A 12987-nucleotide genomic window follows, 5' to 3' on the forward strand; every position below is an offset into this window, starting at 1 on the left:
TGTCGGTGTGCGCTTCTCATGATGCCGCTTAATCTTCTAAACGATCCTTTTCTAAAAGTGATGCACCAGCAATACCTGGTTTCGTCATTTCAAAAGGATTTAAGATGACATCAAGCTCTTCCTCTGATAACACATCATTTTGTAGACAAAGCTCACGTACAGATACGCCTGTAAGAATCGCTTCTCTCGCAATTCGTGCAGCAGCTTCATAACCAATATGCGGATTGACCGCCGTCATGACACCAGCACTCTTTTCTACATATTCTTTTAATCTAGATTCATCTGCTTTTAGGTCGCGCAAGCAGTTATCGACAAAGGATTCAAATACATTTTTCATCATGCTAAGAGACTGTAGTAAGTTGAATATTAAAACTGGCTCCATGACGTTCAGTTCAAGCTGACCAGCCTCTGATGCAAGGCAGATCGTGTGGTCATTTCCAATGACTTGGAATGCCACTTGGTTCATGACCTCAGGCATCACTGGGTTGACTTTCCCTGGCATGATAGATGAACCTGGCTGTCTCGGCGGCAAGTGCAGCTCACCAAAGCCTGCTCTAGGACCTGAAGCCATCAAACGAATATCGTTTGCCATTTTGGACATATTCATCATACATACTTTCAGTGCAGCTGATACTTCTGTATAAGCATCTGTATTTTGCGTAGCATCGACCAAATCTTCTGCTCCAACTAACGGCAATCCGCTAATGTCAGCTAGATAACCAACTACCTGGCGAATATATTTAGGATCAGCATTCAGTCCTGTTCCAACTGCTGTTGCGCCCATATTGACTTCATATAAATGCTGTCTAGACTGCTTGATTCGTTTAATATCACGAGCAAGAACCTTTGCATATGCACTAAACTCTTGACCAAGTCTGATTGGAACAGCGTCCTGAAGATGCGTACGTCCCATTTTGATGACATGATCGAATTCTTGCGCTTTTTCTGTCATGACTTGATGCATGTTTTCCATCGTATAAAGTAGTTTTTCAATCATATTCAATGTTGAAATATGAATCGCTGTTGGGAAAACGTCGTTTGTTGACTGCGACATGTTCACATGCGTGTTTGGACTTAGCTCAGTATAAGCGCCTTTTTCCTTTCCTAGTAGTTCAAGCGCTCTGTTTGCAATGACTTCATTGGCATTCATATTCATTGAAGTGCCAGCCCCGCCTTGAATTGGATCGACTATAAATTGATTGTTCCATTTTCCTTCAATAACCTCATCTGCGGCTTGAACAATTTTTTCTCCAAGACCAGCATATAGTCGCTTTGTATCCATATTTGCAAGTGCGGCTGCCTTTTTGACAATCCCTAATGCTTTGATGAGTTCCTCATGAACATGGTAGCCAGTAATTGGAAAGTTCTCTACTGCACGTAATGTTTGAATTCCATAATACGCTTGAGTGTCTACTTCCTTTTCACCTAGAAAGTCTCGTTCGATACGAACTTGCTTGTCCTGTAGCTTCGTCATTTGAAAAGATCTCCTTTTACGCTGCTTTTGTTTGTTGTTTTAATTCCTCAATATACTTCTTCGATTTCTCTTGATCAAACACTTTTTCCCACTTAGACATGACAATGGCTGCAAGTGAGTTACCAAATACGTTAACAGTTGTACGAACCATGTCAAGGATACGGTCGATCCCAACGATGAAGGCAAGTCCTTCAAGTGGAAGTCCCATTGCTCCAAGTGTTGTGATCACAACAACGATCGATGCACCTGGTACACCAGCCATTCCTTTTGATGTGAGCATTAAGATTAATAGTAACGTAATTTGCTCATAGATGGAAAGAGGCATGCCGTACATTTGTGCAACAAATATGGCGGCAATGGATTGATAGATGGCACTTCCATCTAAGTTAAAGGTATAGCCTGTTGGGATAACGAACGACGTGATCGCTTTCGGGCAGCCGAACTTCTCCATTTTGTCCATTAATCTAGGCAATACAGCTTCTGAACTTGCTGTTGAGAATGCAAGAATGATTTCTTCTTTTAACACTCTAAATAGTGTAAAGACGCTTGTTCCAGCTAATTTTGCGATAATGCCAAGTACGACAATAACGAAGAATGCCATTGTGCCGTAAACGACAAGTACCAGTTTACCTAGCGGGAGAAGCGCTCCGACCCCGAATTTGATCACCGTCACACTGATGAGCGCGAATACACCAAATGGTGCAAACTTCATCACTTTATTGGTCACCCAGAACATCGCTTCGAGGATGCCCTCAAAAAATCCTAACACTGGTTTTCCTTTGTCTCCAACTGCTGCAATTCCTAATCCGAATAACACTGTAAAGAAGATTGTTGGTAATAGATCACCTTCTGCAATGGATTGGAACACGTTTGTTGGCACAAGATGCACAATCGTTTCTGAGAAACTTGCTTTTTCGGAAGAAGCTTTTGATGTCTCTTCATATTTAGAGATATCGCCTTTCTCCATGTTACTCATATCAATTCCTGTACCAGGATGGAAAACGTTTGCTGCAAGCAGTCCAACTGCTAATGCAATCGTTGTCACAATTTCGAAGTAAAGAATCGTTTTCCCACCGAGTCTTCCGATGGTTTTCATATCGCCTACACCAGCAACGGCTACAATCAATGCAGCAATAACAATTGGAAGAACGATCATTTTAATTAAGTGGATGAATATATCGCCAATCGGCGTTAACACATTAATAACGGTTTCATTTTGATAAAACAGCGCTCCTACGACAACACCCAAAACAAGTGCGATGAGTATTTGAGAAGCTAACCCTAACTTTTTCATACGTGGACCCCCTTTTTTTGATAACGCTTTCTTTGTTGCCTAATCGCATCTTAACGATGAACCTACAAAAAACGACAAAAAGGAACAAAAAGAAGTGAATTTTTTATGAAAAATCTTTTAAAAGGTGGGTTTTTCCACAAAATTGTTAAAAAAAGACTTCGCTTTTGGCGAAGTCTCAGGTTGTTGAGAAGAGCTAAAATGAACTTTATGTTAGCTCTTTGTGATAGAAATCCATTGAAGTCTAGAAAGGGCGAGCACCGAAGCGCAGGACTGACACCGAATGCGAGGACTTCGCTTCTGATGAAGTCTCATGTTGCATATGATCAGCTGGCGGCTCTTGAAGAGGAGAAAGTTCGACATAAACCGCATAGCCTATCAGTACAATGGCTACATAAATCACAGCACTCAACGTCCACACCCATTTGACATTCAGCTTCATTTTGCCACACCCTCTCTGACAGGTTTCAATCGCTGTAATCTTAGTGCGTTCAGCACAACCGATACAGAACTAAAGGCCATTGCCGCTCCTGCAAGCCATGGTGCCAGGAACCCAAATGCGGCGACTGGTATGCCAATACAATTGTAAGCAAGTGCCCAAAATAGATTCTGTTTAATGTTTCTCATCGTTTTTCTGCTAAATTCAAGTGCATCTGCAATGGCATGGAGATCTCCAGTCATGAGCGTAATATCTGCCGCTTCCATGGCAACATCTGTACCTGTTCCGACAGCCATCCCGATATTTGCTGTTGCAAGGGCAGGGGCATCATTGATGCCGTCTCCAACCATCGCCACTTTTTTTCCTTGTTTCTGAAGCGCTGCAATATGAGCCGCTTTTTCCTCTGGAAGAACTTCAGCAATGACATGATCTATGCCTGCCTCACTCGCAATCGCTTCTGCTGTGCGTTTGTTATCTCCTGTCATCATCACGACGTGAATCCCTTGCTCTTTGAGACGAGCGACCGCTTGAGAAGAAGACGATTTGATTGTATCAGCAACGGCGACAATACCTGCTGGCTCGCCGTCAATGGCAATGAGCATCGCCGTTTTTCCTTGTTCTTCAAGCTCAGTCACAACTGCTTCTAGTGCTTCGCAGCTGATATGATGTTTCTTTAGGAGTTTCCGTGTGCCAATCAAAAGCTCATGTCCTGCAGCTCTTGCTTCAATTCCATGACCAGGATCTGCTTGAAAGGCTTCTACCTCGATCGTTTGGAGACCCCGGTTCTTCATGCCTTCTGTAATCGCTTTGGCAAGTGGATGCTCTGACTGCTGTTCTGCCGATCCTGCTAACTGAAGCAGCGTATCTTCTGTCCAATTGGCAGACGCGATCACATCTGTAAGACTCGGCTCCCCTTTTGTCACAGTCCCTGTTTTATCTAGCACTACTGTATCTAGTGATTGGGTTACCTCTAAGTGTTCTCCGCCTTTAAACAGAATCCCTGATTCAGCTGCCCGGCCGCTGCCTGCCATAATAGAGGTCGGTGTAGCAAGACCAAGCGCACAAGGACATGCGATGACGATGACTGTTATAAAGGTTTCAAGGGCTGCTGTCACATTTCCTGGATCAACAAAGATATACCAAATCAGAAAAGTGAGCACAGCCAATCCTACAACAATGGGGACAAATATCCCTGAAATTTGATCTGCCATTCTTTGAATTGGTGCTTTTGAGCCTTGCGCTTGTTCGACGACTCGAATGATTTGTGAAAGAGCCGTTTCTTTTCCTACTTTTGTTGCTTTCACTTTCACAAATCCATTTTTATTGATGGTTGCCCCGATGACTGTATCTCCTGTGGTTTTATCAACTGGCAGACTTTCCCCTGTAATCATCGATTCGTCGATCGCTGTTGTTCCTTCGATGATTTCTCCGTCTACCGGGACTTTTTCACCTGGCTTGACGAACACAAGATCATTCACTTTCACTTCAGAAATAGGAACGGTCATTTCTTTCCCATCTCGCTCTATCACAGCTTCTTTCGCTTGTAAGCCCATCAGTTTTTGAATCGCTTCTGATGATCTCCCTTTCGCTCTTGCTTCCATTAACTTTCCGAGCACAATCAACGTAATCAGCACAGCGCTCGTTTCATAATAGAGGGCCGCTTCATGTGTGCCTTGAACCGCTGATTGAATACTTTCATATAAACTATAGAAAAAAGCAGCCGATGTCCCTAGTGCCACAAGGACATCCATATTGGCACTTTTATTTTTCAACGCTTTATAAGCACCTACATAAAAAGGCCAGCCGACAATGAACTGGACGGGCGCTGCTAATGCGAGCTGAACCCATGGATTCATAAACGCTTCTGGCAACCAAATAAACGATGTGAAAGAAAAATGACTGACCATTGCCCAAAGAAGAGGCAATGACAAAATCATCGAGAACAAAAAGCGTGCCGTTTGTTTCTCAATCGCTACTTGGCGATGGTCTTTTTTCCCTTCCTCTGCATGCTCTTCGGCTGGTTCGGTTAATGAATACCCAATGGATTTCACAGCCTCTTTTATGTCACTTGGAGATATTTTCCCTGGATGATATGTCACCTGAAGTGACTCAAGCGCAAAGTTCACTGATCCTTGATCAATACCATCCATCCGGTTGACTTTTTTCTCAATTCGGTTTGCACAAGCCGCACATGTCATCCCCTCTATATCAAATTCGGCTTGCTCCATCACCACATCATAGCCAAGAGATTGAATTTTTTGTTTTAGATCCTCTGCTGTGAGTTGTTCTGTTTCATACACAATGTGGGATGTTTCAAGCGCAAAGTTCACACTGGCGTCGTCCACACCTTCCAACCTGTTCAAGCCCTTTTCAATGCGGCCTGCACAGGCGGCGCAAGTCATTCCCGTAATTTGAAAATCAATTTCTTTTTTCATTTATCTCACCTCTCCACATACTCCATGGGGGTATTGTTATTTTTAAAAAAATACGTGCTGTCTTATGCAGCACGTATGCTCATTTTATACGACATCATATCCCTGTTCTTCAATGACATCAGAGATCTGGTGTAACGTGATTTGATCTGGGTGAAAGGAAACCTCCACCTGACCCTTATCTAAATGGACTTTCACAGATTCAACACCTGCTAATTCTCCTACATTTCCTTCGACTGCTTTCACACAATGTCCGCAAGACATGCCTTGCACTTGTAGTGTTGCTTGTTCCACTTCTCATCGCCTCCATCAATCATTTTCTATTTTTACTATACCCTAGTAGGGTATCATTGTAAACATAAATGATCCGCTTTTTGCTACGATTTTGTCAGCTTCGTGAAGACATTCATTAACTCCTCAATGGCTTCATCCCCATTACCGCTCTTAATGGCATCCGCTACGCAGTGATGTGTATGCTTTTCCATTAATTGAAGACTCACTTTTTTTAAAGCTGCATTGACAGCAGAAATTTGATTCACGACATCTATGCAGTAACGATCGTTTTCAATCATTTGCTGAATCCCTCGCACTTGACCTTCCACTCGTTTTAAGCGATTGATTAATTGCTCTTTTTCCTTCTCAGCTCTAGGCGAAGCGATATGTCTTTCCTCTTGTTCTGTCATCTGATCACCTTTTTTCTATCATACTTGTGTTACATTCAATTAAAGCATATCTTCACCTGAAAAGGCAAAGATATGCTGTGATCACCGTTTGCTTATCCTAGTTTGTTAGTTGTTCAATATCTTGTAAAAGGCTGACCGATTGCTGAAGCTGCTTCATGAGGCCTTGCTGATCCTCTAAAATAGCTGCAGCATCGAAGTTGTCCATTTTCAATTGCTGTAAATAGGTTTGAATCTCCTCTGACAGCACTTTATTTTTCTCTATGATTTGTGCATGCAGGTCTTCTGCTATTGATGGGGCTGTGAGTTCATTAAATTCTTGAATGTCTGCTTTCAATGATTCCAGTTGCTGCGTCAAATCTGCTCTTTTGGCAGCATCTTGTACAGCTTCTTCCGCAAGCTGTGGAAAATCCTCTGTGAATTGCTGAATATCCGTCACATACTCATTTGCTTCTGTGACATATGTCGTTGTATCGTTCACTTGGTCTAACAGTCCTGAACATCCACTTAACAAAAACGTACCGGTTAATAGAAACGCCATCACATATTGTTTCAAGATCCATCATCCTTTCATCTGTATGTTGAAACCCCTCATTTGTCCAGCTTCCAACCACACAGATGCAAAAAGACCTTAAAAAAAGCCAGACCTTTGCCTCATGTGTGATAGGCAAAGGTCTGGCTAACATGTTCATGCCGGAATGGCCGAGAAACAACGGATGTTTCTGTAATGACGACCAAACCGTAAAAGCTACTCCCCTTTAGGAAACCGTTCAAATGTTATGTTTATCATATCTAAATGAAGGACAACAGTCAATGAGAAGCAGGCGGAAGATCCTGCTTTTGGTATAGCATATAGTCCGAACCAGTTGATGCATAAATCCGATTACGTCCTTGGCGTTTTGACATATACAAGGCTTGATCTGCCTCAAATAGAAGCGTTTCTAATATAGAGGGATCATTCGCTGTATGGGCGACGCCAAAGCTTGCTGTCACTCTTACTTTTTTCTCATCTGTCTGAAAGAAACTCACTTCAAATGAATGTCTCATCTGTTCCGCAATATGACATGCCTCTTCAAATGAATGATGCGGCAGACAAATGGCGAACTCTTCTCCACCATATCGGCCAAATAAATCATCCATCTTCAAATGCTGCTGACAAATGGACACAACATGACGCAACGCCTCGTCTCCAATATGATGTCCATGCGTATCATTGATTTGTTTAAAGAAATCAATATCAAATAGCAATATGGCAGTATCCTGCGCATCCTCTTCCAATAACATCTGCGTTCGTTCAATAAAGGAAGACCGATTGAAGATATTCGTCAAACCATCAATATATGCTCGGCGCTCCAGCTCTTCCTGCAATAGTCGCTGCTCCGTAACATCGCTGATCACAATTTGCCTGCCCTCGACTTCGCCTCTTCTATTAAAAAGAGAAGAAGCAGTGAGATGATAATAGAAGGGCTGCTCTTTTTCCCACATTAAATCATACTGTGAATGATCCTGCGGAGAACGCAGCCACTGTATAAACGCTGGCTCTTTGATGATCCCTGAGAATATATCATCGATTTTATAGCCGATTCCCTTTTTAGCGAGCACAGGAATGATCAATGCAGCCGCAGGGTTATAATCAATCAGTGTTCGGTATCGATCCAATAGAAGAACACCTTCTGACATATGTTCAAACACACGCTCCATCGCAATGGGAGAGAGCTTAAAGAGATGAAAAGACATAATCGCCCATAAGTAGAGTGCGTTGGTTAAAAACATCACCACTGGTACTGGGTCAATGTGAAAAGGCGTGACACCTAATAAATAGATAAAAGAGGTCGTGATCGGCAATAATATTCCAACGAGCAAGATCAGAACCTGTTTCAAATATTCTTTCTTCACACGTAAAAACCAAAGCAGCATAAAAATAGCGAGCATAGAACAGCCAAATGTATAGACCCCATGAATGATATACCAATAACCAATGGTAAAATCAGCTAATAAAAACCCGTCTACTGTATTCATCGTGATGCTTCGGTAAAAGAGTGAATGAAAAGAGTTGGTGAACACCAGAATGGTGGTTAAAATTGGAATCAACAAGAAGAGAAGCACGCGGCGCTTTGTTACATATTGATGGAAACCAGTAAACTGCAGCACAATCATCAGGCTGAAGGGTGCAATAAATGGAAGACCTATGTATTGAAAACTAACCCAGAATGTAATTTCTTGAGGGGTGCGCGCCAATAATTCAAATGTATGTCCAAAAATATAAATCGCAGTTGCTCCAGACATATACATAAACAATTGACAGCCAATATACCGATGGCGATTTGCATGAGCAATGATTGATAATATTACGGACAGAATGCCAGAAACACTCATGATCACAATAAAATGTAAAACAATCGAATCCATGTAAACGCCCCAATTTCAGTTATTTAGAACTAGTCTAATCTTACTATATATGAGGAAGTCTCAAATGGGAAGATGTGATTTTGATTTGGTTGGCGGTTTTTTGGAAAGTGTTCGTCATTTTACTAGTCGTGGTGCCCCATCTATTCATTACTTCTTACTTAATTTAAAGATAAAGCATATTGTTGCAAGTGAAATATCTCTACAATGTGGAGATGAATGAAAAGGAGGCTTGATAGGAGATGACTTTTTTGATCATCATGGCAGGTTTGTTTATGCTGATTCTTTTAGAGAAGCCATTTCAGAAGAAACGATCTAAGCTGTTATTTTTAATGAGTTATTTGCTGTTGATTGCGGTTTATGTGATTCAGACCACGTTTGTGGAGATCATGTCGGATGGGCTTTTGATGATGATGGCGGTGATTGTGGTTTGCCCTTTGTTTGTTCGAATGATCCAGTCTTTTCAGAGGAACGCTTGACTTACTAATAGAAAAAACCTCTACTTGTCCCATCGCAAGTAGAGGTATAACTTTAATGATTACGAGTAAATACTTCCTTCACCACTCGTTCACTTGCCTTTCCATCTTCTAGTGAACAGAATCTTTCATGGAATACATCGTATTTTTCCTTGTAAGCATCTTTTACGCTTTCAATGTTCTGAATGCTATGAAGCACTTCTTCAGACGTATACAATAACGGACCTGGCAGATCTTTTTCGACATCAATATAAAAACCTCTCAGCACATCTTTGTATTTATCAATATCATACGTAAAGAAAAGAATCGGCTGCCTTAGGTTTGCAAAATCAAAGAATACAGACGAGTAATCCGTGATAAGGATATCACTTGAAATATATAAATCATTGATATCATTATATTTAGAATAGTCAAAGGCAAACCCTTCAAACCCTGTTAAATCAATATTATCTGAAATGAAATAATGCATTCGTAAAATGATGACATATTCTTCGCCTAACTTTTCTTTTAACAAATTTAAATCTAAAGTGAGATTAAATTTGTATTGCCCCGCTTTATGAAATTCATCATCTCTCCATGTTGGAGCATATAAAATGACTTTTTTATCAGCAGGTATACCAAGCTTCGATTTAATCTTCACTTTATCTGCTTCTGTAAAGTTTTTCAGAATATCATTTCTTGGATAGCCATATGTTAATATTTTTTCTTTCGGATACATAAATGCACTTTCGAAGATTTTTTCAGAATATGGGTTTGCTGCAATTAGATAATCCCATTTTCGAGATTGTAAATAAAATTCTTTTTTATAATCGGGATTTGCAGATACTACATTATCCATATCAAATACTAATTTCTTAAGTGGTGTTCCATGCCATGTAGATAAGATAATTTGTTCATCTTTTTTATAAAGCGACTTTGGCTGTCTCATGTTTAAAACAAAATATTTTGCCACTGTGACATAGTAAAAATAGCTCCAGCTAAATCGCTTAATTACTTTAACGTTCTTGTGCTGAAATTCTTCTTCATTTGCCACCATTTCTTTATCATTCAGAATCCAAACATGCTTCCATTGATTTGGCTCATGCTCAAGAAGATATTTAAATATCGCCTTAGGGCTATCCGAATAGTTTCTTCCTAAAAAGCTTTCATAGACAATGGTGTTAGGTTTAATAGGTAATCTTGAGAAGAATAATTGTTGAACGATTCTTTGTCTCGCTCTCTTCTTTTTCGGTTTTATGCCCTGATACAGATTATAATAGAGAACTCTCTTTTTACTCAGACGATATGCCTTATGATAATTCCCGACCTTAATTGCATTAATTTCTTTTGAATGTCTTCTCTTCAGTTTGATTGGATTTGACTCTGCATTCAAAATGGTCTGACAGGACTGATAAATAGGCGTTAAACGTTGAATGCCCTCTTTAAACAATGGGCTTTTTACAACCTTATATAAATATTGGCTAATCGCTTCAAGCTTCACTTGTTTCACTAAAGCCAAATCGTCACATTGTTCGATTGATTTGCTTAATGTTCGGAACATTTCTTCAAATCGATGATCCTGTTCTTCCTGGGAAAGTGAAGGGAAATTGATAGGATCGTTATGGATCAGCTTATAGTATAGACAAATTGATGTTTCCAAAATAGAGAATGCATCTTGATAAATTTTCATTAAGAACGGAATATCACTATACAATGGTGCGCTTTCATCAAACTGTATTTGATTGTTCAACAAATATTTCTTTTGAACAACGAACCCATGTGATTTTAATTGATAAGAAATCTTCTTAAAGAACTTTTCTTTTGCAATTTCATGATAATGAGCTGATACAACATTCTCCTCAAAAAGCATCTGCATGACTTCGTTTTCATTTGCATCAACATTTAATTTTTTCAAAACATGACTTAAGTTATCCAACGTATCATGCTGATACAAAGCCTGCTTCTTTTCCTTTAATGTTGTGTTTCTGTCTACAATTGTCTTTTTCACTTTCAGCTTAAAAACATTCAATTGTTCTTGATCAATGATTTGCTTTGCATATATCAGCGCATTGGGATGTAAGAAATCATCAGCATCTAAAAATAAGATGTACTCTCCTTGAGCTTCTTCTATGCCTTTATTTCTACTAATGCCTGCATTTGTATGAGGTCCCATATTGATTGTTCTATAATTAAAAGTATAAGGCGCTAAAATTTCTTCTAGGTGTTGACTATCTTGATGGACCAAAAGTACTTCGAAATCTTTAAAAATTTGATCATCTAAACTTTTCATGCAGTTATCAGTATACTTTTTATTGGTATCCTTATAAGGAATAACAATAGTAAATAACATAAGATCCCTCTTCCAAATTTTATATAAACAACAATGTTTGATCTTTTCATCACTTAATATGATTTAAAAAACAATAAATATTATAACAAAAACGTGTTTTTATTCAAAAAAAAGATTCGTCTAAAAAGACGACTCACTAGAAATTCGTTTATCCAAAATGTTTTCATCTATACTTCTATGATACAACAATTTATCATACTTAACATAAAAAAACCACTGTTCTAGCCGACTTGAAATAAAAATAATAAGAACGTATTTTGTCTGTATGATAACATCCAGTTTTGTTTAAAATTCAGATTGTTTAAGTTTCTAATAGCAAAGAAAAATGACGCTGTGATAGCGTCATTTCATATAACCATTCATTTTTTAAAGATGCCAGACCCGCACCAAGGGCTTTCAAACCCTTGATACGACTACATTCTAAAAGTTTTGATGGAGACGGTGGGAGTCGAACCCACGTCCAGAGACATCGATTACTTAAGCGTCTACGAGCGTAGTCAACATATTTACGTGTTCACTCATCCTCATGCCTGCTGACGGGCGCTTGGAGAGCTAGTCTGATGGATCTCTTCTTACGTCCTCAGACGAAAACGTAAGCGTAGCCTACTTCATTGGGCTCCTCACAGACACATAGGCGATGTCAGGAAGAGCTCGCTGCGCTTATTAGGCAGCTAGTGCTAAGTTTTGGTTAAAACTTTTAGTTTTGCCAGTTACATTTAGGTGCGTGTTAACGAGATCGCCTCTCGGCTCGCAGCCTAAGCTCGAACCATCCCTGTCGAATCCGTAACGTCCCCTTGTAAAAGGGATATACGGGATGGAAACGTTCTTTAGCTTAACTGCTTCCGTATATGACTATTATAACAATCTCATCGCTCGAAACAACTGGTGGTTTCTGTAAAAAGACGACAATGATTGTTTACTGCATAACATATTGTAGCATAATGCTTCCGCTCTCAGCAAACCATCTGCATGCGTCTAGAATTGCTTTTGCCGGTCACGGAAAGCACGCTCGATTTCACGTTTCGCATCTTTTTTCTTCAGATCTTCACGTTTATCATATTTCTTCTTCCCTTTACCGACTCCAATTAGCACTTTGGCAAAGCCATTTTTCAAATAGAGTTTAATGGGAACAAGTGAGTAGCCCTCTTCCTTTGTCGCACCAATCAATTTGCTGATTTGCTTGCGATGAAGAAGCAGCTTTCTCGTTCTGAGCGGATCATGGTTATAACGGTTCCCCTGCTCGTATGGGCTCACGTGCATATTGTGAAGAAACACTTCTCCTCGTTCGATTTTGGCAAAGGAATCTTTTAAATTCACTTTTCCTGCTCGAATGGATTTGATTTCAGTTCCTTGTAATACAAGGCCGGCTTCGTATGTTTCTTCTATAAAATAATCATGATTGGCTTTTTTGTTTTGGGAAACAACCTTTCCCTCTCCCTTTGGCATTGGCGTACACCCTC

General features: G+C 40.0%; 12 protein-coding genes and 1 other RNA gene. 2 read left to right on the forward strand and 11 right to left on the reverse strand.

What is annotated here, in order from left to right; all coding sequences use genetic code 11:
• Nucleotides 1-28: 28 nt before the first annotated feature.
• The 8 genes from aspA to NST73_RS15925 all read right to left on the reverse strand — a co-directional run bounded on the left by aspA (nucleotide 29) and on the right by NST73_RS15925 (nucleotide 8725).
• On the reverse strand, nucleotides 29-1474 hold the full coding sequence (aspA, locus tag NST73_RS15890; protein ID WP_035701391.1) for an aspartate ammonia-lyase: 1446 nt from the start codon (nucleotides 1472-1474) through the stop codon (nucleotides 29-31).
• A gap of 16 nt (nucleotides 1475-1490) precedes the next feature.
• Nucleotides 1491-2768, reverse strand: a complete 1278-nt coding sequence (locus NST73_RS15895) for a cation:dicarboxylase symporter family transporter (protein WP_045034049.1) — start codon at nucleotides 2766-2768, stop codon at nucleotides 1491-1493.
• Nucleotides 2769-3009: 241 nt separating this feature from the next.
• Nucleotides 3010-3207, reverse strand: coding sequence for a hypothetical protein (locus NST73_RS15900; protein ID WP_160757998.1), 198 nt, complete (start codon nucleotides 3205-3207; stop codon nucleotides 3010-3012).
• Nucleotides 3204-5639, reverse strand: a complete 2436-nt coding sequence (locus tag NST73_RS15905) for a heavy metal translocating P-type ATPase (RefSeq protein ID WP_342499208.1) — start codon at nucleotides 5637-5639, stop codon at nucleotides 3204-3206. Before NST73_RS15905 ends, NST73_RS15900 begins: the two co-directional genes overlap by 4 nt.
• Nucleotides 5640-5723: 84 nt before the next feature.
• Nucleotides 5724-5930, reverse strand: a complete 207-nt coding sequence (copZ, locus tag NST73_RS15910) for a copper chaperone CopZ (RefSeq protein WP_017368060.1) — start codon at nucleotides 5928-5930, stop codon at nucleotides 5724-5726.
• 83 nt (nucleotides 5931-6013) lie between these two features.
• Nucleotides 6014-6319, reverse strand: a complete 306-nt coding sequence (locus NST73_RS15915; protein WP_008347647.1) for a metal-sensing transcriptional repressor — start codon at nucleotides 6317-6319, stop codon at nucleotides 6014-6016.
• Between the two features lie 97 nt (nucleotides 6320-6416).
• Nucleotides 6417-6872 (reverse strand): DUF6376 family protein, encoded by a 456-nt coding sequence (locus NST73_RS15920; RefSeq protein WP_039168283.1) that lies wholly within the window; start codon nucleotides 6870-6872, stop codon nucleotides 6417-6419.
• Nucleotides 6873-7126: 254 nt separating this feature from the next.
• Nucleotides 7127-8725 (reverse strand): histidine kinase N-terminal 7TM domain-containing protein, encoded by a 1599-nt coding sequence (locus NST73_RS15925; protein WP_058336929.1) that lies wholly within the window; start codon nucleotides 8723-8725, stop codon nucleotides 7127-7129.
• 64 nt (nucleotides 8726-8789) lie between these two features.
• Between NST73_RS15925 and NST73_RS15930 the strand changes: the two genes are divergently transcribed.
• Nucleotides 8790-8945, forward strand: a complete 156-nt coding sequence (locus NST73_RS15930) for a hypothetical protein (protein WP_326241672.1) — start codon at nucleotides 8790-8792, stop codon at nucleotides 8943-8945.
• 19 nt (nucleotides 8946-8964) lie between these two features.
• Nucleotides 8965-9201, forward strand: coding sequence for a hypothetical protein (locus NST73_RS15935; protein ID WP_326241673.1), 237 nt, complete (start codon nucleotides 8965-8967; stop codon nucleotides 9199-9201).
• A gap of 52 nt (nucleotides 9202-9253) precedes the next feature.
• Here the strand turns inward: NST73_RS15935 and NST73_RS15940 are convergent, their stop codons facing one another.
• The 3 genes from NST73_RS15940 to smpB all read right to left on the reverse strand — a co-directional run bounded on the left by NST73_RS15940 (nucleotide 9254) and on the right by smpB (nucleotide 12973).
• Nucleotides 9254-11527 (reverse strand): CDP-glycerol:glycerophosphate glycerophosphotransferase, encoded by a 2274-nt coding sequence (locus tag NST73_RS15940; protein ID WP_045034044.1) that lies wholly within the window; start codon nucleotides 11525-11527, stop codon nucleotides 9254-9256.
• 430 nt (nucleotides 11528-11957) lie between these two features.
• Nucleotides 11958-12321, reverse strand: a transfer-messenger RNA (tmRNA) gene (gene ssrA / locus NST73_RS15945).
• A 181-nt stretch (nucleotides 12322-12502) separates the two neighbouring features.
• Nucleotides 12503-12973 (reverse strand): SsrA-binding protein SmpB, encoded by a 471-nt coding sequence (gene smpB, locus NST73_RS15950; RefSeq protein ID WP_008347658.1) that lies wholly within the window; start codon nucleotides 12971-12973, stop codon nucleotides 12503-12505.
• Between the last annotated feature and the right edge of the window lie 14 nt (nucleotides 12974-12987).

This window comes from Bacillus sp. FSL W7-1034 (genome assembly GCF_038593365.1).
Classification (GTDB): Bacteria; Bacillota; Bacilli; order Bacillales; family Bacillaceae; genus Bacillus; species Bacillus altitudinis.